This is a genomic window from Methanosarcina baltica, assembly GCF_055394095.1.
Genome location: NZ_AP042463.1, coordinates 2,215,734 through 2,237,092 on the forward strand (window position 1 = coordinate 2,215,734; position 21,359 = coordinate 2,237,092).

Genomic DNA, 21,359 nt, shown 5'->3' on the forward strand with positions numbered 1-21,359 from the left:
AATGAGTAAAAACAGTAAGGAAAAGGGCCTGATCATGCAGGTCGTTGACATCGCCTTTATCTTCGTGCTGGCCTTCGTCTGCCTTGTGGTCCCAACGACCCTGCAGGGCGCGGTCCTGGTCTCCTGGGATGAGAGCGGATCAGGCATTGGCTTTGTCTGGGACCCGGTGGGCTATTTCGGGCTTCTGCTCGTGATCGTGGCCTTCTTTGCCTTCATCCTGGCCCACTCGGTCAGAAATCACAGGGTATGAATTTGAAAAAATCCTGTTGGGTTGTCTGATTAAAAGAATAAAGACCTGCCAGAAAAATCGGCAGATCTTCTCTTTTTTTTTACAAATACTGGCATTGTTCTTTCAGTTGAGAATCAAATTAAGAATAATCCCGAAATAATAATAAAAAAGTATACTTAATTATGATTAAATTATAATAATAAATAAAAAAATATGAATGAATTAATTCATAAAATCGAATGAATTATGAATTTAAAGAGGTGGTACAGGCTCAGAACAAACATGGCCACTTTTATGATCATAAACTCGATGTGGTGCAGGGAATCTACAACCGTACTTACAGTTAAACTCTCTTCTATCAGGATTTTATCCAAAACATTTTTTAGACTTTTTTTAATTAACATCCAAATTCTGATCCCCCTCTGGTAAACAAATTCAGGACTCATGTATTCCTGATCAGGCATTCTGTACTCGAAAATACCCATTATTTTTATCCCCTCCAGTTTTATCTTTATAGTTTGATAGTATTAATAAGTTTGTTTTCACAGAAGAAATTTTGAACAGATCCCCTCTCTTAAATTCGGCTCTTCATCCGGTTTTCTTAAAGTGGGGGGCCGGAAATTCTTCCATATATGGGAAAATCCCCCTTCAAAATCCATCAGGCAGAAAATGGAAGCCTCTGGCTTTTATTGTGAGCTTTGAAGTGATTATAATCATTTTACAAAAATATCAAAATTGAAATGCAAAAATAAATAAAATCATTATGAGCTATGTCATATCCATGGAATTGCATAATTTGTAAAAATTATATTAAAATAAATATTAATAATTAATAGATATTGTAGTGTATATTATGTAATATTCTGTCAGACCATCAACAAACTAAAATGAATATTTATATATGTAAATTCATTTAAAAATCATTCTTTAAAAAACCTATTTGAAGAAAGCCTGAAAGTCATATACGTCGATATTTGAAACAAAGCCGAAACATTTACTATTAATTAAGTTACTTCTACTATATCTCAAAACCCAATTAGTTCAGGACCTTATTATTATATCAGGAGGCGCACGCATGCAAGATCCTGTTGTCGCAAAAATAAAAGAGCAGTTTTTTAAAAAAGGTAACCCCACAAAGATCCCTCTAATGAGCAGAGCACGCTTTTTTGAAGCCCGGGCCGAAATAGACGGAATTTACGTTGATAGTCTGGATAACAATTCCTTTTTACCCTGGAAAGCTTTCGCAGAGGCCGTCGATTTTATAACGAAAAATGGCGGGCATGCAAGGAGAGGAAATACCCGAATTGCTATGGGGGAGCCGGGCCTTGAGCCTGACACTCTTGAAGGGCATATTGCCCGGAAAATCTACGGCTGCAGAGAAGGTGACAGTGTTTTTAGGGAGATTTCGCTTATCGCCTGCATCCTTGTCTGGGCGGGGATCTGCAGAGATGAAAAAGAGCAGCTTGTGGTCTGTAATGAAGATGAGGAAGAAGAAGGGGAAGACGAAATAAGCTTCGGAATCAGTATACCGGATGTGGAAACCGGAATCCTGCTGGAAGGCCTTGGTGATAATAAAGAACAGGGTGAAGAAAACGTTGGAATCAGCATTCCAACCGTGGAAACAGCTTTCCTGCTGTCAGGTTCCGGAGATGAAATAGAAGCCGGAAATAACCTGGAAGACAGGGCCCTCCACCTGAAAATCATAAGCAAGGCAGTGGAGCTTAACGTTCTTGAAAGCGAAATTGCAAAGAGAGACGGGACAATCGAAAAACTAAACACAGGCCTTGAAGAGAGGGACAAAAGAATTAACGGTCTTGAGGCAGAGCTTGCAGACAACACTGAAAAAAATGAGCGGCTAGAAGGGGAGCTTTCCGGAAAAGAAAAGGAACTCATGGGGCTTGAAGAGCAGCTTACGGAAAAGGGAGAAAAGCTGCAGGGGCTTGAGAAAGAAATCGGGGAGAACGCAGAAAGGATCAAAAAATTCGAAGAGCAGGTCACAGAAAAGGATGGGCTCCTAGCTGCTCTTGGAAGCAAAATCGAGGAAAATGACCTTTCAATAAAGGCTTTTGAGATTGATGTCATGGAAAAGGATGGGCTCCTAGCTGCTCTTGGAAGCAAAATCGAGGAAAATGACCTTTCAATAAAGGCTTTTGAAGAAAAAGCTCTGGAAAGAGATGAACTGATAAAGGCTCTTGAAATCCAGCTTCAGGAGAAAGGCTCTAATATAAAAGCCCTTGAGGAAAAAGTTTCCGAAAAAGATGAAGCTATCATAGATTTCGAGGCCCGGCTTTTGAGCAAATCTGAAAAATCAGAGAAACTTTCCGTAAAAATTGCTGAAAAAGGCGAAGATGTTAAAAAACTCAGTGAAGAATTCCTGGCAAAGGAAAAGGACAACGAAACGCTGAAAGAGAAGCTCCTGGCAAAAGAAAAAGACAACGAAACGCTGAAAGAGAAGTTCCTGGCAAAGGAAAAGGACAGTGAAGCGCTGAAAGAGAAGTTCCTGGCAAAGGAAAAGAACAGTGAAGCGCTGAAAGAGAAGTTCCTGGCAAAGGAAAAGGACAACGAAACGCTGAAAGAGAAGTTCCTGTCAAAAGAAAAGGACAACGAAGCGCTGAAAGAGAAGCTCTCATTGAAAGAAAAAGAGATCGAAGCACTCAGCTTAACAGTGGAAAGAGTGATTCCTGCCCTGGAGTTTGAGGCAAAGGACGGGGAAATTAAAAAACTTGAAGAGAAACTTGCCGGAAAGGAGAAAAGGATCAGCAATCTGGAAACTCAAATCTCCTTACAGGAAGAAAAACTCATGCTCCTTGAAAAGCCGCTCCCGGATGAAGAAGGGACGGGCGAAAATTTCAGGGAAATGGAAGCCCTTATAGAAAAACTAAAAATCATCCTGGCCAGTAAGGGAGAGGAAGTTTCAAGGCTCAACGACGAAAACAGTGTGTACAGGATGCAGCAGAAAATGGCTTCAGAGGGTCTGAAAGAGATAGAAGAGAAGAAAGCTGCAAAAAAACCCTGGTGGAAGTTCTGGTAATTTTTTGAGGGACTCAGATAAGTTTTCGGCCGGGGGATTTTTCCATTCCGTCTCCGCCAACTTTTTCCCCGGCGACTGCGGAAGTCTTACGCAGGATGTGAAGGATCAGGTCCGGGCTTATTCTTCGAAGATTTATTATCTCGGAAATGATCTCCTCTTCAGAAAGGCCCTGGATTTTCAGTTCGTTTATTTTTTCAATTACATAAGCAGGGATTACAAAATAGTTCTCCAGGTCATGCCAGTGCCCGCTCACGTCTCCTTTGACAAGTTGAGTTCCCGCAGATTTCAGGTACATCTTCATAAACTTAGAGAGGGCATCATAGGCTGAGGCCGGAAGCTGGAGTAATTCTATCTTCGGGCAGGCCTTGAGCAGATTAAAGAAATCCCTGTCCGCAGGGCGAAAGGCAAGGTGGATTGCCTTCTCCTCTGGTTTCAGGTTCAGGATTTCATCCCTGCCGGTAACTACCCGAATTCTTATGCTCCCTCTCAACATTATCTCTTCCCTCAACTATGTAAGAGAGGGATTATTTATTTAATTTTGTAGTACTGTTTTTCTGATCAAATATCAGTACATCATGGTAATAATATTTTATAAAGAAGTTAAATAGCTCAGAAAAAAATTCATCCCGGGAATGAAACTTATTTTTCGGCTTTATTTTCAGGTTTGCCCTTCAAGCCTGCTGCAATTGCCTGCCCGAAAGAGATACCCCCGTCTCCACAGGGGACCCTGGAATGGGTGAGGAATTCGAGCCCGGTATCTCTGACGGTTTCGGAGATCCGGGATGTGATGTGCTCGTTGTAAGCCACCCCTCCGCTCAGGCCCACTGCCTCCAGGCCCCTTTTTCGAGCAAGGGAGCACGCAAGTTCCGAGACCCCGCACGCAAGGCCTTCTTCAAAAGCAAAGGCAAGGTCGGAAGGGGAATGCTTTCCCAGAAGTTCATAAACCCCGTACAGGAGTTCACTCGTGTCAAGCACCCGGAGCCCTGTTGCTTCACAGTTCCGGAACACGGGCTCAATTTCCACCCGCAGAGTACTTTTTTTTGCAGAGGACTCAAGTTTCATGGCAGGCTCCCCTTCATAAGTGCGCTCCCCGCAAATTCCCAGGAGGGCCGCAGCCGCATCAAGGACCCTGCCTGTGCTGCTGCTCAGGACAACGTTAATCCCTTTTTCGAGCTGCTGCAGGACAAGCTTCAGTTCGGCCTCCCCTCGCCTGAAAGAGAGGGGTAGTCTCTCCAGTTCACTTTCAGAAAGCAGGCCGGAAAGCATCCCTAGAACCATCCGGGCAGGGTATCTGGCCGCAAGGTCTCCCCCTGGCATGGGCTGGGGCATGAGGTGGGCAAGCCGTTCCTGTCCTGCATAGGAGGAGTCGAAAATTTCTCCGCCCCAGACCGTCCCGTCGCTCCCGTAGCCCACCCCGTCAAGGACAATTCCCAGCAGTCTGGATCTTTCGGGCAGGAAGCTGTCAGCCATGAGAGCCAGCATGTGGGCCTCGTGGTGCTGCACCTCGATGAGGGCAGGGAGGCTCACCTCCTCCTTTCCCCTCTTTCCGAATCCGGTTTTTCTGTTTTTTTTGTTTTCTCCGACTTTTCCGGCTTCTTCCTTTGCAAAGGCAGTCGTATTAAATGAGGGATGCAGGTCGCAGCCCCAGTTTTTGGGTTTTATGCCTGTAAGCCCTATCAGGTGCCGGACCACCTCCTTATGATAGGAAAAGGTCTCGACTTTCCCGGTGTTGCCTATGTATTGGGAAAGGTAGGCCCGCTTTCCCCTTGCAAGTGTTACCGTGGTATTTAACTCGGCTCCGACCCCAATGGCCGGTTTCACTTTGAAAGGCAGCTCAATGGGTTCCGGCACAAAACCCCTGGAGCGTCTTATAAATGAATTTCTGCCGTTTACGACCCTTATGACCGTGTCGTCGTTCCGGTTCGCAATTACCCTGGAGTGGAGCAGGTGGTAGTCCACGATTTCCTCAAGTTTCTCCAGAGCCTCCCGGTTTTCGACCAGCATGGGCCTGCCCGGGAGGTTTGCCGAGGTCATGACATAAATGGCATCTTGCTCCCGGTCAAAGAGCAGGTGCTGGGTCCCGGTATAGGGCAGCATTGTCCCTATGTTGTGAAGTCCGGGGGCAAGTGACTCTGTGAGGGGAAAAAGCTCTTTCTTAGGAAGCAGGGTTATAGGTCGCCTGAAGGATGTAAGGGCCTCTCTCTCTGGCTCCTCGACTTTTGCAAAGGTCTCGACAGCTTCTACCGTTCCCGCCATCACGGCAAAGGGCTGCTCGGGCCTTCCCAGTTTTTTCCGGATTTTTTCGACCGCGTCCTCCCGCCGGGCTGAACAGGCGATATGAAAGCCCCCGAAGCCCTTGACTGAGAGGACAGAGCCCTCTTCGAGGAGGGCCGCAGCTTTTACTATGGCTCCGTAGTTTTCCGCAAGCATCCTGCCCGAGGAGTCAGCAAGCCAGAGTTTCGGCCCGCAGGTCTCACAGCAGACCGGCTGGGCGTGGTACCTGCGGTTTGCGGGATCCGTGTATTCTATATTACAATCCCCGCAGAGGGGAAAGTCCGCCATTGTCGTGTGTTCTCGGTCATAGGGGAGGGCCCGAACCGTTGTATAGCGGGGGCCACAGTTGGTGCAGACCGTAAAAGGGTAATGGTAATACCTCGAAGTCGGGTTCAGGATTTCGGAAAGGCAGGCTTTGCAGATTGAGCTGTCCGGGGGGATAATGGAGTCCTCGGTAACTGCGCATTCACTATGCAGGATAGAAAACTCGGAGTGGCCGCAGACAGCTACTTTTTCTGAATCGAGGCTTGATATCCGGGCCAGAGGAGGTTTTTTTAAGGGGAGTGCCTCAAGAAAAGCCGCAAGGTCAGCCCTCTGGCCTTCAGCAAAAATCTCCACAATATTTCCTAAATTCTTCACATAGCCGGAAAGTCTGTGGGCTTTTGCCAGCCTGTAGACAAAAGGCCGGAAACCCACGCCCTGCACCGTACCGGTCACATGGATAAGTCTGGCTTCGTTTTGCATTGAGGTTTTCAGGATTTTCAGTGTTAAAATAGCTTCTGATTTAACATGAAAGTACTGTGTGTACTTTCATTTTTTTGTGGCTGTTATTTAATATCATATTCGTTTTTGGTTACAGGAACGAAAATTCCGAAACCGGCCAAAAAAACAAGATGCTAACCATGCTAAAAAAAACCAGATGTTAGCCATGTCAGTAAAAATAAGATATTAACTATGCCAGGTAAAATCCGCAAAAAAAACAGTCAAATATCGTGCCAGATATCGAGATGATTAAAATCATCTCGAAAATTCCAGTCACAATAAATTTGGAAAAAGCGTCTTTAATATGATAAGAAACCCTAAAACCAGCATGAGGAGTGATATCCTCCACGAGACTTTTATAAGTCGTGCCTGGTTTTCAGGTTCACTTAACTTAAAAATCGCTTTTTCAACCAAATTGGGTTGATCCCTATATGCTTCCATGTTTAAATCAAGCTCATTTATTTGCTCTTGCCTTGACTCTCTTCAACCTGAAGGTTCCTTCTCTTTCCACTTCTTCAAGGGTGAAGCGGATGAATTTCATTGTATCAATGAGTTCGGGAATGACCTTGAATTCGAGAGCGTTTACACGCCTCTTGGTTTTCTCGATCTCATTAAGGAGTCTCTTCATGGTAGTTTCGAGTTCCGCAGCGATGATAATCTTTTCGACCAGATCCTCATAGGCATCAGAGGTTTCGTCAATGTAGGAATTGGTCCCGATTATCCCGTACCCTTTCTCATTGAGAGGTTTTCGGACTCCGGTGGAGCTGATTTTGGGCACAAACACACCCATGATGTTATGTCCGGAAAGCTTGATTTCAGGCGATCCTTTAGTGGTAAAAGCGGTTGACTTGATGGCAACCACTCCGTTCACGGCGCAGGCAAGATTAATCCTGTCCACTGCTACTTTAAAGGCTTCGTCCAGCTCGGTTCTGACGTTTCTTGCTTCGTTCAGGATCTTGAAGAACTCCAGAATCAGCCCGTCCCTCTTCATCTTCAGGAGTTTGTGTCCGCCTTCCGAAAGCTTGATCCTTTTTTTGAGTGTAATAAGTTCTGACCGAGTTGGTTTTACGTCCTGCAGAACCATGGTAATCACTCAGCTTTTTTGTGTGCCGGGTGGTACTTCTGGATGTACTTGTTGTCAATCCTGTTCAACTGGTTTTCTGGCAGGTGTGCGAGGATCTTCCAACCGATATCCAGAGTTTCTGCAATTGTCCGGTTTTCGTTTCTGCCCTGGGTAACAAAGTTCTGTTCGAAGAGGTCCGCAAACTCAAGGAGTTTTATGTCTCTTTCGGAGAGGGCTTCCTTCCCAACGATTGCCACCAGACCTCTCAGGTCACGCCCTTCAGCGTATCCTGCATACATCTGGTCAGAAACAGCCTTGTGGTCTTCCCTTGTCTTCTCGCCTCCGATACCGGAGTTCATCAGCCTGGACAGGGAAGGCAGCACGTTGATTGGTGGGTAGATACCCTTCCTGTGCAGTTCCCTGGAAATCACGATCTGGCCTTCGGTAATGTACCCGGACAGGTCCGGAATCGGGTGGGTGATGTCGTCACCGGGCATGGAAAGAATCGGAATCTGGGTAACAGACCCTTTGGCACCCTTGACAATACCTGCTCTTTCATAGAGGGTTGCAAGGTCAGTGTACATGTAACCGGGGTACCCACGACGGCCAGGCACTTCATTACGGGCGGCTCCCATCTGACGGAGAGCTTCTGCGTAGTTGGTGATGTCGGTCAGGATAACGAGGACATGCATGTCGTGCTCGTATGCCAGGTACTCGGCTGCAGTAAGAGCCATACGCGGGGTAACCAGACGTTCCACAGCAGGGTCATCTGCAAGGTTCATGAACACAACGGCTCTTTCCAGAGCGCCGGTCTTCTCGAAGTCCTCCATAAAGTACTGGGCTTCTTCGTTGGTGATGCCCATTGCTGCGAAAACCACAGCGAATTCTCCTTCAGAGCCAGGCACAGAAGCCTGCCTTGCGATCTGCAGGGCAATTTCGTTGTGTGGAAGACCTGATGCAGAGAATATAGGCAGTTTCTGTCCACGGACAAGGGTGTTGGTCCCGTCAATCGTGGAAATTCCGGTCTGGATGAAGTCCTCAGGAGGCATCCTGGCGTACGGGTTCATTGCGGCCCCGTTGATGTCAATCATCTTTTCAGGGACAATTCCAGGCCCTCCGTCCAGAGGTTTTCCGGCCCCGGACAGGATCCTGCCGAGGAGATCGATGGATGAGGGAAGTTTCAGGGTTTCTCCTGTGAAAACAACACCACATTCCTTGTCCAGACCGCCTGTTCCTTCATAGACCTGAATAACCACAATATCTGCGGAAGAGTCCAGCACTTCGCCTCTGCGGGTGGTTCCGTCAGGCAGGTTGATGTTAACAATTTCTTTATAACCTACAGGCTCCGTTTTTTCGATAAAGATCAGAGGCCCTGCGATTTCTGTGATTGTCTTATATTCTTTTGCCATACTCACCTACCTCCCAGGGCTGCAAATTCTTTATCCATCTTGGCAAGAACAGCATTCAATGAACCGTCGAAATCCTCTTCGTACTTAACCTTGGCAAGTTCGTCCTTGGCTTCCGACTTGAGAATTTCCGACATTGGAACACCTGCGGCCAGAGCTTCGTTTGCAGAATCTCCGAACTTCATGATTGCCTGCATGGTTTTGTACTGTTCGGCAAACGGACTGTAGGTGTCTATTGGGTGGAATGCGTTCTGCTGCAGGAATATTTCCCTTATCATACGGGTGATTTCGAGCAGAAGCTGCTGGTCTTCCGGCAGAGCGTCGGAACCGACGAGCTGCACGATTTCCTGCAGTTCAGACTCGACCTGGAGCATGTCCATTGCTTTTTCTCTCATGGCTACCCAGTCAGGTGCCACATTGTCAGCAAACCAGCCGCTGAGGCCTTCCTTGTACAGACTGTAACTGTTCAGCCAGTTGATAGCAGGGAAGTGTCTCCTCTGAGATAGTTTGGAGTCAAGGGCCCAGAACACCTTCACGATACGCAGTGTATTTTGCGTAACAGGTTCGGTGAAGTCACCGCCAGGTGGAGATACTGCTCCAATAACCGTAATGGAACCTGTCTCACCACAGAGAGATATTGTAACTCCGGAACGCTCGTAGAATTCTGCCAGCCTTGCTGCCAGGTATGCCGGGTAACCTTCTTCACCAGGCATTTCTTCAAGACGGGAGGAAATTTCTCTCATTGCTTCGGCCCACCTTGAGGTGGAGTCCGCCATCAAGGACACGTCGAACCCCATGTCACGGTAGTATTCCGCAATGGTGATTCCGGTGTACACAGATGCTTCCCTTGCAGCCACAGGCATGTTGGAGGTGTTTGCAATAAGTACGGTACGTTCCATGAGTGGCCTTCCGGTCTGAGGGTCCTCGAGATCGGGGAATTCATTCAGAACATCAGCCATTTCGTTTCCACGTTCACCACAGCCGATGTAGACCACGATTTCCGTGTCACTCCATTTTGCAAGCTGCTGCTGGGTAACCGTCTTTCCGGAACCGAATGGTCCTGGAATTGCAGCGGTCCCGCCCTTTGCAACAGGGAAAAGTCCGTCGAGGATCCTCTGTCCCGTAACCAGCGGCTTTGTAGGAGTAAGTTTCTTTGTTACAGGTCTAGGGACTCTTACCGGCCACCTGTGCATCAACTTAAGCTCGGTTCCGTCAGTTAGGGTACAGATAACATCCACTACTGTAAAGTTTCCACCCTTGATTTCGGCGACTGTTCCTGAGATGTTTGGGGGTACCATGATCTTGTGCTCAAGGTTCACGGTTTCCTGAACAACTCCGATTACTTCTCCGCCTTTTACTGCATCTCCGGCCTTGACGATAGGTTTAAACTCCCAGATTTTTTCGTGGTCAAGCCCGTCAGCGGTGACCCCCCTCTGGATGAAGCTGCCCATCTTCGCAAGCAGGACGTGCAGTGGCCTCTGAACCCCGTCGTAAATACTGGTAAGGAGACCAGGGCCAAGTTCTACGGCAAGGGACATACCTGTTGATTCACAGGGTTCGCCTGGCCTGATGCCGGCTGTCTCTTCGTATACCTGGATGACTGTCTTCTCACCCCTGATCTGAATGACTTCACCCATCAGCCCTTCGTCACCGACTTTTACCAGGTCATACATTTTTGCCTTTAAGTCGATGGCGGTAACAACAGGTCCGGCCACACGATAAATTTCACCTTTTACTTCCACAGATCAACACCTACCGCTTGTTTGATTTTATCTCTTAAACTTGTTGAGCCTTCTCCACTGCCTCCTAGAGCTACCACTGTAGGCTGAATGGACTCATTCAAGTTTTTAGCCACAATTTCCGGCAGATTAGCAATGTCATCATTGTGCATTACAATAATTCCGACATTTTTGTCATCAAGCACTTCTATTACCGCAGACTCTGTCGCCTTGATATCAACAGTTTCATAGACCTTTTTGATACCAGCTAGCCTGAAACCCGTGACAAACTCGCTTTTCCCGATCACTGCCAATTCCATTAGATTACCACCAACTGGTCTTTGATCAATGTATCCGCAAGACCGGCCTCTTTACCCCGTACAATTATACGCAGGTTGTTGACCTCGTTGTTCTTATAAATGATATAATCCATTATAGGTACAATTGAGATCGGAGATACATGCGAATAAGTGGTAGCAGATTCGAGACTGTATTTCGTAAGTTTGCTTTCCAGAGTGGTCAGGGAGTCCATATCAGGACCTATCACGCTTGAAATAGTGTCCCAGTACACTGTTTTACGAAGTCCCTCTACAAAATCTTCATACGGAAGGGCTGCGAGTTTTTCGGTATTTAGAGCAAACCCGCCTTCGATCATCAAAGGCATGATCTCATCAAGTTGCTCGACTCCTGCCTTTTTGAGCCTGAAAAGATTACAAAGATTCTTGACATCGGCTTCCAGCTTTACAAATTTGGCAAAGAGTTTACGGTCTTTGGACCTTGGGTTCCCGATTGCGTTGAATAAACTTGAATAATACATCTTGTCCAGTTCGTTTTCTATATCTGCCAGATTGCTCCCATCATATCTCTGCAGTATTGGATAATATTCGGTTTCCACCAGGCTTTCAATAATGTCCTGATAGGATTCCTTGCCTGCAAGTTCTGATAGGTATGTGTAGGTAAACTCTCCAGCTGATATCAGAGATTCCAGGATCTCTTCAACAGATGCATTATATTGTTTCCCGCGGAGAAGGGTTTTTACGTTCCAGACATCGTACCTTCTCAGGTACTCTGTAATCAGGTAATTGGGTTCTCCTTCGGTGATTCGAAGCAATTTTTCATAGGTAAACGCAAGATTCTTGTTCAGTGCATGTTCTGCCAGATCTGCACCTTTGTATTTCATTGCCAATTCGTCAATGTCACTTTTATACTCAGACTCTTCTATAAAGCGAGTAATTTCGTCTATGCTCATGTTAAGCAGCCTGGGGTATGTCTCCTTTGGCATAAGCTTGCTCTTCATGGCACGTACACGGGTTACGGCATAAGCATAATTAGAAGTGCCTTTTCTCTTTTTATCGGATTTTCTTGAGGATTTTCTTTTTCCCCAGAGTCTCTCCAAAAGCCGCATTGAACATCACCCGTATAAGATATCTGAAATCTGTCTTAAGGAACGTTCATACACGTTTTCAATAATTAAATCATATGTGTAATCTAATTTGATTGTTCCATCCTCGTTTTCGAGGACTATTCCACCGATGCTTTTGATGTTGCCGGCATAGATTATTGAAGATAACTTTTTGACAAGTTCTTCAGAATCTTTGGATGAATAGATTTTTGCACCATCGGCTTCATACTTATCTATCAGAATTTTCAGTAGCTTCTCGTTTTTAGAAGCCGGCAACGACTTAATTTTTTCAACGGTTTGATTATAAACAGAATCCAGAAGTTCCTTGCGCTTGTTAAGCTTGATGCGTTTTACTTCCAGGTTTGCACTGGAAATAATCTGCTGATTCAGCTTTTGAAGGTCATCTTCTGCCTTCGCAAGGCTTTCTCCGAGCATCTTTTTCTGAGTGTCCCTGACCTCGTTTATATACTCGGATGCCTTTGCTTCGGCATCGGCATTGATGCGGGATACTTCGGCCTGCGCACCATTCTGGATATCCTTAACAACGATCTCTAGTCCCATGCTTACACCTCCAAATAAATTAGAGCAAAAGATGCTCTAAGCAGGTAAGGGCTAAGAATGCCCCAAATAATCTAGAGCAGAGAAAAGCGCCCTATGAAACTCAGAGCATTGGATAGCCCTAGAATTCAGGGCAGGAAAAAATGCCCTACGGAACTTAGAGCAGAGGTTTGCTCTAAGAATTTTAAGAGCGAGGACCCGCTCTTAAAATCGATTTATTAGCGGGACCGCTCTTAAAATCGATTTATTAGCGGGACCGCTCTTAAAATCGATTTATCCGTTGATAAGCAATGCAGCGACAAGACCGAAGATAACGATGGTTTCAGGAATGACAGTAAGGATCAGTCCTTTACCAAATAAGCCCTCGTTTTCTGCCATTGCACCAATTGCTGCGGTTCCGATCTCTTTTTCTGCCCATGCAGATGCAAGACCGGTCACTGCGATTGCAAGTGCTGCGCCGAGTGCTTTCATTCCTGCTGCGTCCAAAACTGGACCTGCTACTGCCATTGCTGTTGCTGGATCTGCCATGTTTTTATTCCTCCGTGTATTTTCTTATGTATCCGAATGGGTTGTACTTCTTGCCCCCGCCTTCGTAGAATTTTCCAAAGAATTCTACATACTGCAGCCTGAGCGCGTGCAGTCCGGGAGCGATAATACCTAGAACGGTGTTAAGTCCGTGTCCAAGTACAAATACGATTAATGCAGCTACTGTTAAAAAGCCAATCTTGGAATGATCGGCCCAGATCATCTTGAATGCAATATCATTGACCGTACTCGCAATGTAAATCGAAGACAGACCTACCGCTATTATACGGGCATACGACAGAGAGTTACCCACAAGTGAAGGCAACTCGATCGGTCCTTGTATACCTTCACCTTTGGTAAGCATCGCAAGTCCGACCACGGCGACAATAGTACCGACATTTGTCAGCATGGAATTACCGCCCATGTAGCTAGCGATTGCCACGATTACACCGAGTTCAATTACAATCCAACTGCCTTTTTCAAGGAATGCATGCATAAATCCATGGCGCCTGTTGATGTTTACAAATCCGAGCAGGAACCCGAGGTTTACGTGAAGCAGCCCTATGAGAGAAGTTGCTGCAATCATAGTCATTATCATGTGAGTTCTGTGAATCGGGAAGGTTACCATTTCGCCTCCGATACCGGAAAACAAGTTCATGGTTTCCCAACCCGGAATCAGGCCTGGTACACCATGTAACCCTGCTAAAGGGAATCCAAGGAACTCACCGTAAATAATTCCAAAGAAAGCAGTTGATATCTGACAATAGATCAGAATATCCATGAGAGGTTTCACTGCATCTGACTTTACTAATTTTTTGATAAGTAGTGCAAGTCCTCCCAGGATCATAGCATAGCCGATATCTCCAAGAATCAGGCCATACATCAGCGGGAATGTGATAAAGATAACTGCTGATGGGTCCATCTCAGTATATTTGGGCCTGGAGTACAGGTCCATGATCTCCTGCAGTGGCGCCACTGTTTTTGAGTTGTTATACTCGACAGGGACATTCTCCTCTTCCTCTTCATCAATTTCGAGGTTGGTGATGTATGCCTTGCCATTAGTAGCGTCATTGACAGTGCTGACCAGAGAATCGTAATTCTCAGTGAGGGACCAGCCATCAATAATAAATGTGTTTGCGGATGTGGCTATTCTCAGAGGCAATTCTGCCTTCTGGCTTTCGATACTGAGGATTTCGTCACTTGCTAGAATGAAATCTGCATATTTTGCATTCATGGAGTGAATTTCAGCCTTAAGTGACTCGATCTTTCTGTTGATTTCAACTTCTTTCTGTTCGATTACCTTTAACAGCTCGCTCGGAACACCACCTCTTCCTGGAATTCTAAGTTCTCTAAAGCCAAGATCCTGAAGGAACTCGTAGACTTTGTCGGCAGACGTGCTGGCCGCAAACAGTGCAATTGTTTTTGCCTGTGGGTCATAGAACAGCTCGTATGCCTTTGTGATGCTTGAAAGCTGACTTTCATCCAGGTTACTTTTGATCGTGCCTGCAAAAACCTTCAGGTTTTCGTAGCCACGGTAATAATCAAAGTTCAGATTGATGGACATGAAGGGCAGAATATCCTTTTTCTGGGACTCCAATTCCTTCAGGTCATTCTCGAGTTTTACAGTTGCTTCCGTTTTGGTCGAGATTGACCTATCCAGTTCATCTAGCTTTGAATCAAGTTCGCGCAGGACTGAGTTAGATTTCTGAACTACAGGTTCTTTTTTATCAATTCCCAGGAAACTGGAGATTGAGCGGATCTTTACAAGCTTCTTTGATATGTCTTCTGAGTTTTCAAATGGCTTGTCGATCTTGAAACCAGATTCATCATCAACAAAATCTTCGATATGAAAGAGATTCGAATCATGCAATGCATTGATAGTTTCTTTCATTATACTTTTATGTCCGACAATAACGGCCCTTGTCATCTCTTTAGGTCTACTCATTAAGGACCGCCCTCTCAAACTCCTGTATCAAGTAACTGACGGATTTGTCGATATTAGCTTGAGCACTCTGGGACATGGCTAATGCGTTTTGCTCACCGTCATTGACGATCTTATCTCTCTCTTTCAGGATCTCTACTTCACCAGCTTTAAAACGATCTTGTGCAGCTTTGTGTGCGTCGATTTCGGCCTGAGCCAGAATTTCCCTGGCTTCAGCCCGGGCGTCAGAGATGCGCTGGTTTTTGGCTTCAATGGCTTCATCAATCATTTTTTTCGCATTCTCTTCTGCTTTTTTAATTTCAGATAAGATTTCATTTTTAGCCATGTGAATCTCCGTCTCTCAAAATTTAGTATATAAATCCATAATTAAAAAATCCCTACTCCAGCGGATGTAGTTAACAGATGCTTCGTGAAAGAACTATATAACAGCTTCGGTTTTATTGAATAAGATAAATGTATTTATAACGAATGATTATTACATAAGTACTATTGAAGAATATTCTCACAAATTTAAAAAAATAAATAGTAATATATATGATTCAAATACACAAAGATTAAATATCACAGTAATAAATAATTAAATAAATCATGGCTAAAATAATAAAATAAGTTAAATGGGGTCCACATGTCTCACATAAGCTGGGAGCTCGTTTAACAGGCCCTGGTTGACAGTGGTCCTTTTGTATTTGCTTATAATTATCTTAAGAATCAGAATCGAGCCTTAAGCTCCCCTTTTTTTATTTTTTTGCTACAGCCGGCGTGAACCGGCATTCAGGGTGTAAAAACAAAAACCCGGAGCATTGAAAATTTGATCCGAAAAATATCTACCTGTATACAGTCAATAACCCCCCACTAAAGTGGGAGACTTGTTTCGGCAAGCCTTGATTGACCAGCCTAAGTCTTAATTGACTACGTTGGATACGTCACGATACATTTGGATGCTTCCTCTGTTCAATTCCCTATCGTGTAGCATTAAAAGTCCTAAGAGGTAGGGGTGGTGTGCTACACATGACAAGCATATTCGTGAAAGATCAGGAATCACAAAAAAAGATAAAAATAGAGGGGAAAATTTTATGAAATGATTTTCAAAAAATTATCCCCGGATAGCCGGAATGCAGGTTTAAAAAGCCTTATTTAACTCTGTAAGGAATCTTTGCTCCTTTGGGGATTGTGTGAACATATTTTTTCCGGAATTCGGGATTACGCATCATGCAGTATTCCCCCGGTTTTTTGTATGCTTCATGTTTTCCCATGCGCTTCCAGATGTCTTCAAGGGGTTCTTCAATGGCGTTTCCGAAAGAGAGAGGGGTGTATGCACAGGGCATCACTTCCCCATCGGAGGCCACATGCATCCAGCGCCTGCCTGCAAAACAGCCAAAGAGGTCGGGTCCCATGAAGTAGGGAAAAGCTGTAACTCTTGGCCCGTCGGACTTTTTGTTCATGGCCTTCTGGAACTTTCCAAGCCTTGTAACGTCCTTTTCCCCGATAACCTCGTCCTCGTGCTCAAGCCAGCGCCCCACGGCAATGATCTCATAGATAGACATCTCCTGCATTTCGAGTTCTGCGGCAAGGGAATAAAATTCATCCAGGTCATCGATATTATTGGGGGAAACCACCACGAACATATCGGTCAGGATTCCCGCAGCATTAGCATTCTTGATTCCTGATAGTGCATCGAGATATGCGCCTTTCCTTCCACGCACCCGGTCGTGTTCTGCTTCGAAGGGGCTGTCAATGCTGATATGGGCGGCATAGAGCTCGGCGGCTTTAAGCGCCTCCGCCTTCTCTTTGGAAAGTCCGTAACCGGAGGTAAAGCAGGTTGCAATTGCTTTTGACTTGTCCACATGGGCTACCATCTCCGCAAGGTCTTTGCGCATCATGGTCTCTCCCCCGTCAAAGGAGATAAGATAGGTTCCCATGTCAAGGGTCTGATCAAGGATAGAGCAGATTTCCTCAAGGGTCATCTCCCTTTCGGGTTTTATGTCCGCGGCCCCGCAGTGGATGCAATGGTTAGGACAGCGGGCGGTTATTCCTATAGAAAACTGGTCCGGAACACGTTTTTTCAGGATTGCTGCAATCTCGGAACTTATGACGCGGCTGAAGGCCTTCCCGGGAATTGGGGGTATCCAGGTCGAAAAGATGATCTCGTCATCGTTCACGGATATTGGTTTTTCTTCTTCAAAGATCCCGTTAATACGCTTGATAAAGGGCTTTGCAAGCTGGGAAAGCGGACCTTCCACATCAAGCATGACTTTTCCGTTTTCGGTGCTGGCATTTACTTTAAGAACCGGACTTTCATAAACTCGCATGGATTCACCTACAAAAATTACAAGACATTATTTGGGTCCTGCAGTCAATTTTCGTTTATAATCAGATAATCGCTGTTTTCCGGGCCGGAAAAGCCGGCAGTCGGGTAGGACCTGTAAATAATCAGGTATCTAAATGAACCCCCCACCTGTCAGCCTTCGGCTGTTGTGTTAAACCATAGGTTTAACAGGAGTTTCTAATTTTCAATTAGAAACATCGAGGAAGGGGTCTTCTGCTGTCTGAGATAAATAATTAGATCAATTGGAAATTAGATCAATTCAATTGGAAATCAATCAGAAAAAGCATCCGACCATGCCGTATCAAGCAGGTCCAGGGTCATGTAATCTGTTATCCTGAAGAGTTTTTCCCTTGCAGGGCAGGGGTCCAGGTCTTTGAGTATCTCCTTTGCGGAGTGCACGTATCCCTTCACGCAGACAACAGACTTTTTGACAGCCTCTTCCTCAGGCATTTCTTTCATGTAGATATGGAGCAGGGTTTCAGATTCATGCTTTGATTCCTTGCCTTCAATCATTTTCAGAAACTCCAGCAGGTCGTCAACGATCTGGTAGGCGGTCCCAAGATACTGGCCAAAGAGCCCTAAACGTTTTGCAAGGGCCTCATCTGCCCCGGCCGTGTAGGCCCCGATTGCCGCACTCACTTCAAATAGAGAAGCCGTTTTCCTGTAGATACAGTCAAAGTAGTCTCTTTCCAAAAACTCTTTTCCCTCAAGCTGGAGGTCAAGGACCTCCCCTTCGGCCATGTCCATGCCGGCTTTTCCGAAAATCCGGACCACCTTTTCCCCGTAAGGGGAAATTAACTCAATGGATTTGGCAATAAGAAAGTCCCCGCAGAGCAGAGCCTGAGAGGGGCCGAATTTTTCCGGGGCCGTGGGCATATTTCTCCGGATAAGTCCCTGGTCAAGTAGGTCATCGTGTACAAGAGATGCCGAATGCATCATCTCAACGGCAAGGGCCGCATCAAGGCTGTTTTTATAAGAAGTGGAACAGGCCTCACTCGATAGCAGGAGAAGAAGGGGTCTGATCCGTTTTCCACCGGTATTGCAGACATGCCCCACCATTTTTTTCAGGTAGGAGTTCCCAAGTTCCCGGACAAAGGCATCGATCCCTTCCGCGATATACCCGTACTCTTCCCATTCTTCAATGTCCATCAATGAGCCTCATACCTTTTTTTCCTTGCTCCCCTCATTACTCAGTATACTTGGAGGGACAGCCCGTAACGATTTTGTTTGCCTCGATTGTGTTTTCTGAAACCATAGTCCCGCTTATGCTCACCTTTTTGCCTTCCACAACGTTGGAAGGGAGTTCTCCCGTGTATTCGACACGTATCCTGGAGTTCTCGTCTTCCTCGTCTCTCAGTTCGAAAGAGGTTAGCCCGGGAATCATCTCAAGGGTTCCGGTTTCCACGATGCCCATTGCATTAACCTCCTCTCCAACATGGGCCTGAGGGGCTGAAACCAGTTCGGAAACCATTAAATAACCTTCCGAAAGGTCAACGCCATATAAACCTGTAAGCACCACGGCGGCAACAAAGGCAATTGAAAGTAATGTTTTCCTTTTTTTGTTCATAAAAAACTCCGTACAACGAAGCATTACATTAACTTTTTGTTAAGCCTTGCCCGTGTCCTTATAAGTTTCAGGAGATAAGAACAAATAAGGAGCAAGCTTACTGTAAATGCGAGAACGAATGCTTCCATTTCAAAATACCTCTACTATATATTAGTCAGCAGACCTATTAAGGCCTTTCAGGACCCTCAGCAGATCCCCATATTTAGCGGCGGGTAGTTGAAATTGTCCCGGAGGATTTGAGCTTGAAAGGAATCCATTCTTTCAGGCCTGGCATCTTAAGACTTTGTATCTAAAAATTATGTAAGATATATATATTATTTCTGTTAGTGTCAAATCTCATTGTATTCAAATAGCAAATATATTCCGCATAATGTATACTGTATAAAATATTTAGTTGATGTTGAACCCTAACATATGTAAATTATTATTAAAATTTGCGATTTAGGCCGGAATTGAATATAAAATTTAATCATAATTAAAAATCAATATATTTTACTATGTATAATAATAAAAAAGGAATATTTTTTCAAAGAAAAGGCCAGTTTACATTATGAAAAAATAAATCTTGTGTGTACATTATTTTTTAAAAAATTCTGCAATCTCAAAATAACTATGGATTATATTTTTTGACAACGGGTTAACAATAAAATTATAACATATATATAAATTTAACATTTATTTTCCTGTAATTAAGATTAAGCACAATCAATGGAATACTGTAATCCTTTGGAAAAATAAGTAATACTAAAAACAGTACTAACAATAAAGAAGAAAAAATCAAAATATTTGAATAACAATCTCCAAATTCAACGCAGTTCTGTAAAAAAGTACATTCCGTTACACTTTTTCAAGCGAAATTCTTATATATTAAAAATACCTCTAGAGGTGTTGCAGTTTGCGTTGATGGTCTAGTGGCTATGACTTGGGCCTTCCAAGCCCAAAACCCGGGTTCGAATCCCGGTCGGCGCATTTCTCATTTTTCTCTAATTAATTAAAAAAGTTGTTCCTATTTTTTATTTTAAGATATTTTTCTGAGTGCGAGGGTTGCCCAGAGGTCAAAGGCGATGGGCTTAGGACCCATTTTCGTAGGAATTCGTGCGTTCAAATCGCACCCCTCGCATATCCATTATTGGGTTTAAATAGTTACATCGAATTCAAACGATTTCCGCTTCTTTTTGAATACGGTTTTGCCCTTTTTGTGTTGATTCTTCTTTAGATGGCCTGCTTCTTGAATGTTGAAAAGACCGGCCTATTTGCGGCCGGACTTTTCGTATTATTTAAGCCTCCGAAGGCTCATATCCATCTGAAAGGGTATTCAGGAAAGCAATAAGGTCTGCAATATCCTGATCCGTGAACCCGAAGTTGCCTACGTTTTCATTGATGGTTTTATTGACTTCAGGAGTGTAGGGTTCGCGGTCGTTAAGGAACTCCAGGACCGCAGGCAGGTCAGCAAACACCCCGTTGTGCATGTAGGGTGGAGTCCTGGCAATATTCCTCAGGGTAGGGGTCTTCATTTTCCCGTTCTGGCTTTCATCTCCAAGAGCTGCTCCCAGTCCGTAATCAACATAAGTATCCTTCTCCGGATTGAATTCAAAAGCGATACTGTAGAATGGATTGTCCGGATTCCTTGGCACTCCCAGATTTCGATAGCCATAATCCGTAAATAGGGGACTATCCGCATAGAGACTCGAATCAGAGGGGTGACAGCCAGCACAATTAGCCTCAAACAGTTCAAACCCCCGCAACTCATCATCTTCAAGGCCCTCTTCTGTGAGATAATCGTACTTTGAACTGAACTTATTCACTTCCGATGAATTTTCGTAGGCAGCAATGGCCAGGGCGGCGTTGTGGTAGGCGGCATCATCATCAGCAAAACCGGACGGGTATACCTCAATGAAAAGCCCCGCATACCCGGAATTTTTTATCATGGTTACCACCACGGACTTATCCCTGTTATGCATTTCCAGAGGGTTCAGGAACGGACCCTTTGCCTGTTCTGTAAGGTTTTTAGCCCTCCCGTCCCAGAACTGCCCACCCACGGCTTCCCCCAGTTCATTAAAGGAAAAATCGGGACTGTAGGCCGCATAGGCAGCAGTAGGTGAATTCCTGTTTCCGAACCGGGTATGGATCACACCCCTCGATACCGGAAAATTCGTATTAGGATCGGCAAACCCGGCTCCGGGATCATGGCAACTCGCACAGGACATTCCCCTCGGACTTGAAAGGGCATCATCAAAATAGATATTTTTTCCAAGCGTTTCTATCGCCTTGGGATCCAGAGTCTCTGAAGCCCCTGTAGCAGATAAAGAAAACGCAGCAAGCATAAAAATACTGATACAAACCAGAATTATTTTTATTTTCAATATTATCCCCCCGATGTTCTGATTATTCCAGGTATTCCAGGTATTTCAGGAATTTCAGGAGGCCTTTCAAAAAACGCATTCAGGTAAAAAAACAGGAAAAATATTCCAAATCCTGGCGGTTTACAGGCTCCCAATTAAAATACCCCGCCTTAATCTAAAACGGATTTATATATATACTCACCCAGCTTTAAAA

The 21,359-nt window shown here is 45.0% G+C and carries 20 protein-coding genes and 2 tRNA genes; 4 read left to right on the forward strand and 18 right to left on the reverse strand.

The window, feature by feature from the left end; genetic code table 11:
• Position 1: 1 nt before the first annotated feature.
• Positions 2-250 carry an AcrB/AcrD/AcrF family protein gene (locus ACZ5QV_RS09645; protein WP_464599619.1) on the forward strand — a complete coding sequence of 83 codons (249 nt, stop codon included), beginning with the start codon at positions 2-4 and terminating at the stop codon, positions 248-250.
• Positions 251-456: 206 nt separating this feature from the next.
• On the opposite strand, the gene ACZ5QV_RS09650 is transcribed toward ACZ5QV_RS09645, so the two are convergent.
• On the reverse strand, positions 457-714 hold the full coding sequence (locus ACZ5QV_RS09650; RefSeq protein WP_464599620.1) for a hypothetical protein: 258 nt from the start codon (positions 712-714) through the stop codon (positions 457-459).
• Between the two features lie 590 nt (positions 715-1,304).
• Between ACZ5QV_RS09650 and ACZ5QV_RS09655 the strand changes: the two genes are divergently transcribed.
• On the forward strand, positions 1,305-3,260 hold the full coding sequence (locus ACZ5QV_RS09655) for a hypothetical protein (RefSeq protein WP_464599621.1): 1,956 nt from the start codon (positions 1,305-1,307) through the stop codon (positions 3,258-3,260).
• Between the two features lie 13 nt (positions 3,261-3,273).
• Here the strand turns inward: ACZ5QV_RS09655 and ACZ5QV_RS09660 are convergent, their stop codons facing one another.
• The 15 genes from ACZ5QV_RS09660 to ACZ5QV_RS09730 form a co-directional block, all read right to left on the reverse strand.
• On the reverse strand, positions 3,274-3,753 hold the full coding sequence (locus tag ACZ5QV_RS09660) for a DUF1699 family protein (RefSeq protein WP_464599622.1): 480 nt from the start codon (positions 3,751-3,753) through the stop codon (positions 3,274-3,276).
• 146 nt (positions 3,754-3,899) lie between these two features.
• Entirely contained in the window at positions 3,900-6,278 is a 2,379-nt protein-coding gene (gene hypF, locus ACZ5QV_RS09665) for a carbamoyltransferase HypF (RefSeq protein WP_464599623.1), read from the reverse strand.
• Between the two features lie 472 nt (positions 6,279-6,750).
• A complete protein-coding gene (locus tag ACZ5QV_RS09670; protein WP_464599624.1) occupies positions 6,751-7,380 on the reverse strand; it encodes a V-type ATP synthase subunit D in 630 nt (209 codons plus the stop codon).
• A 5-nt stretch (positions 7,381-7,385) separates the two neighbouring features.
• Positions 7,386-8,768, reverse strand: a complete 1,383-nt coding sequence (locus tag ACZ5QV_RS09675) for an ATP synthase subunit B (protein WP_464599625.1) — start codon at positions 8,766-8,768, stop codon at positions 7,386-7,388.
• A 2-nt stretch (positions 8,769-8,770) separates the two neighbouring features.
• The gene (locus ACZ5QV_RS09680; protein ID WP_464599626.1) at positions 8,771-10,507 is read right to left on the reverse strand and encodes an ATP synthase subunit A; all 1,737 of its coding nucleotides are present in this window, start codon (positions 10,505-10,507) and stop codon (positions 8,771-8,773) included.
• Positions 10,498-10,803, reverse strand: coding sequence for a V-type ATP synthase subunit F (locus tag ACZ5QV_RS09685; RefSeq protein ID WP_464599627.1), 306 nt, complete (start codon positions 10,801-10,803; stop codon positions 10,498-10,500). The genes ACZ5QV_RS09680 and ACZ5QV_RS09685 overlap by 10 nt, the downstream gene beginning before the upstream one ends.
• Positions 10,803-11,888: a V-type ATP synthase subunit C gene (locus ACZ5QV_RS09690; RefSeq protein ID WP_464599628.1), complete on the reverse strand. Its 1,086-nt coding sequence runs from the start codon at positions 11,886-11,888 to the stop codon at positions 10,803-10,805. The genes ACZ5QV_RS09685 and ACZ5QV_RS09690 overlap by 1 nt, the downstream gene beginning before the upstream one ends.
• Before the next feature lie 6 nt (positions 11,889-11,894).
• Positions 11,895-12,446, reverse strand: a complete 552-nt coding sequence (locus tag ACZ5QV_RS09695) for a V-type ATP synthase subunit E (protein ID WP_464599629.1) — start codon at positions 12,444-12,446, stop codon at positions 11,895-11,897.
• Positions 12,447-12,716: 270 nt separating this feature from the next.
• Entirely contained in the window at positions 12,717-12,971 is a 255-nt protein-coding gene (locus ACZ5QV_RS09700) for a V-type ATP synthase subunit K (RefSeq protein ID WP_464599630.1), read from the reverse strand.
• 4 nt (positions 12,972-12,975) lie between these two features.
• Positions 12,976-14,913, reverse strand: a complete 1,938-nt coding sequence (locus ACZ5QV_RS09705) for a V-type ATP synthase subunit I (RefSeq protein WP_464599631.1) — start codon at positions 14,911-14,913, stop codon at positions 12,976-12,978.
• Positions 14,906-15,235 (reverse strand): ATP synthase archaeal subunit H, encoded by a 330-nt coding sequence (ahaH, locus tag ACZ5QV_RS09710; protein ID WP_464599632.1) that lies wholly within the window; start codon positions 15,233-15,235, stop codon positions 14,906-14,908. The genes ACZ5QV_RS09705 and ahaH overlap by 8 nt, the downstream gene beginning before the upstream one ends.
• 805 nt (positions 15,236-16,040) lie before the next feature.
• On the reverse strand, positions 16,041-17,219 hold the full coding sequence (locus ACZ5QV_RS09715; RefSeq protein WP_464599633.1) for a radical SAM/SPASM domain-containing protein: 1,179 nt from the start codon (positions 17,217-17,219) through the stop codon (positions 16,041-16,043).
• A gap of 287 nt (positions 17,220-17,506) precedes the next feature.
• A complete protein-coding gene (locus tag ACZ5QV_RS09720; protein ID WP_464599634.1) occupies positions 17,507-18,385 on the reverse strand; it encodes a polyprenyl synthetase family protein in 879 nt (292 codons plus the stop codon).
• 37 nt (positions 18,386-18,422) lie between these two features.
• Positions 18,423-18,803 (reverse strand): cytochrome c maturation protein CcmE domain-containing protein, encoded by a 381-nt coding sequence (locus ACZ5QV_RS09725; protein ID WP_464599635.1) that lies wholly within the window; start codon positions 18,801-18,803, stop codon positions 18,423-18,425.
• 23 nt (positions 18,804-18,826) lie between these two features.
• The gene (locus tag ACZ5QV_RS09730; RefSeq protein WP_464599636.1) at positions 18,827-18,931 is read right to left on the reverse strand and encodes a CcmD family protein; all 105 of its coding nucleotides are present in this window, start codon (positions 18,929-18,931) and stop codon (positions 18,827-18,829) included.
• Between the two features lie 769 nt (positions 18,932-19,700).
• Here ACZ5QV_RS09730 and ACZ5QV_RS09735 point away from each other — a divergent pair.
• Both ACZ5QV_RS09735 and ACZ5QV_RS09740 read left to right on the forward strand, forming a co-directional pair.
• A tRNA-Gly gene (locus tag ACZ5QV_RS09735) sits at positions 19,701-19,772 on the forward strand.
• A gap of 68 nt (positions 19,773-19,840) precedes the next feature.
• A tRNA-Leu gene (locus ACZ5QV_RS09740) sits at positions 19,841-19,923 on the forward strand.
• 157 nt (positions 19,924-20,080) lie between these two features.
• Here ACZ5QV_RS09740 and ACZ5QV_RS09745 read toward each other — a convergent pair.
• Both ACZ5QV_RS09745 and ACZ5QV_RS09750 read right to left on the reverse strand, forming a co-directional pair.
• Complete coding sequence (locus ACZ5QV_RS09745) at positions 20,081-21,127, reverse strand: cytochrome-c peroxidase (RefSeq protein ID WP_464599637.1); 1,047 nt, start codon at positions 21,125-21,127, stop codon at positions 20,081-20,083.
• A 41-nt stretch (positions 21,128-21,168) separates the two neighbouring features.
• Positions 21,169-21,300: a hypothetical protein gene (locus tag ACZ5QV_RS09750; RefSeq protein ID WP_464599638.1), complete on the reverse strand. Its 132-nt coding sequence runs from the start codon at positions 21,298-21,300 to the stop codon at positions 21,169-21,171.
• Between the last annotated feature and the right edge of the window lie 59 nt (positions 21,301-21,359).

What these genes read in the sequence shown, in the direction of transcription:
- ACZ5QV_RS09645 (WP_464599619.1), top strand. Translation starts at nt 2, where the DNA reads ATGAGTAAAAACAGTAAGGAAAAGGGCCTGATCATGCAGGTCGTTGAC.
- ACZ5QV_RS09650 (WP_464599620.1), bottom strand. Translation starts at nt 714, where the DNA reads ATGGGTATTTTCGAGTACAGAATGCCTGATCAGGAATACATGAGTCCT.
- ACZ5QV_RS09655 (WP_464599621.1), top strand. Translation starts at nt 1,305, where the DNA reads ATGCAAGATCCTGTTGTCGCAAAAATAAAAGAGCAGTTTTTTAAAAAA.
- ACZ5QV_RS09660 (WP_464599622.1), bottom strand. Translation starts at nt 3,753, where the DNA reads ATGTTGAGAGGGAGCATAAGAATTCGGGTAGTTACCGGCAGGGATGAA.
- hypF (WP_464599623.1), bottom strand. Translation starts at nt 6,278, where the DNA reads ATGCAAAACGAAGCCAGACTTATCCATGTGACCGGTACGGTGCAGGGC.
- ACZ5QV_RS09670 (WP_464599624.1), bottom strand. Translation starts at nt 7,380, where the DNA reads ATGGTTCTGCAGGACGTAAAACCAACTCGGTCAGAACTTATTACACTC.
- ACZ5QV_RS09675 (WP_464599625.1), bottom strand. Translation starts at nt 8,768, where the DNA reads ATGGCAAAAGAATATAAGACAATCACAGAAATCGCAGGGCCTCTGATC.
- ACZ5QV_RS09685 (WP_464599627.1), bottom strand. Translation starts at nt 10,803, where the DNA reads ATGGAATTGGCAGTGATCGGGAAAAGCGAGTTTGTCACGGGTTTCAGG.
- ACZ5QV_RS09690 (WP_464599628.1), bottom strand. Translation starts at nt 11,888, where the DNA reads ATGCGGCTTTTGGAGAGACTCTGGGGAAAAAGAAAATCCTCAAGAAAA.
- ACZ5QV_RS09695 (WP_464599629.1), bottom strand. Translation starts at nt 12,446, where the DNA reads ATGGGACTAGAGATCGTTGTTAAGGATATCCAGAATGGTGCGCAGGCC.
- ACZ5QV_RS09700 (WP_464599630.1), bottom strand. Translation starts at nt 12,971, where the DNA reads ATGGCAGATCCAGCAACAGCAATGGCAGTAGCAGGTCCAGTTTTGGAC.
- ACZ5QV_RS09705 (WP_464599631.1), bottom strand. Translation starts at nt 14,913, where the DNA reads ATGAGTAGACCTAAAGAGATGACAAGGGCCGTTATTGTCGGACATAAA.
- ahaH (WP_464599632.1), bottom strand. Translation starts at nt 15,235, where the DNA reads ATGGCTAAAAATGAAATCTTATCTGAAATTAAAAAAGCAGAAGAGAAT.
- ACZ5QV_RS09715 (WP_464599633.1), bottom strand. Translation starts at nt 17,219, where the DNA reads ATGCGAGTTTATGAAAGTCCGGTTCTTAAAGTAAATGCCAGCACCGAA.
- ACZ5QV_RS09720 (WP_464599634.1), bottom strand. Translation starts at nt 18,385, where the DNA reads ATGGACATTGAAGAATGGGAAGAGTACGGGTATATCGCGGAAGGGATC.
- ACZ5QV_RS09725 (WP_464599635.1), bottom strand. Translation starts at nt 18,803, where the DNA reads ATGAACAAAAAAAGGAAAACATTACTTTCAATTGCCTTTGTTGCCGCC.
- ACZ5QV_RS09730 (WP_464599636.1), bottom strand. Translation starts at nt 18,931, where the DNA reads ATGGAAGCATTCGTTCTCGCATTTACAGTAAGCTTGCTCCTTATTTGT.
- ACZ5QV_RS09745 (WP_464599637.1), bottom strand. Translation starts at nt 21,127, where the DNA reads ATGCTTGCTGCGTTTTCTTTATCTGCTACAGGGGCTTCAGAGACTCTG.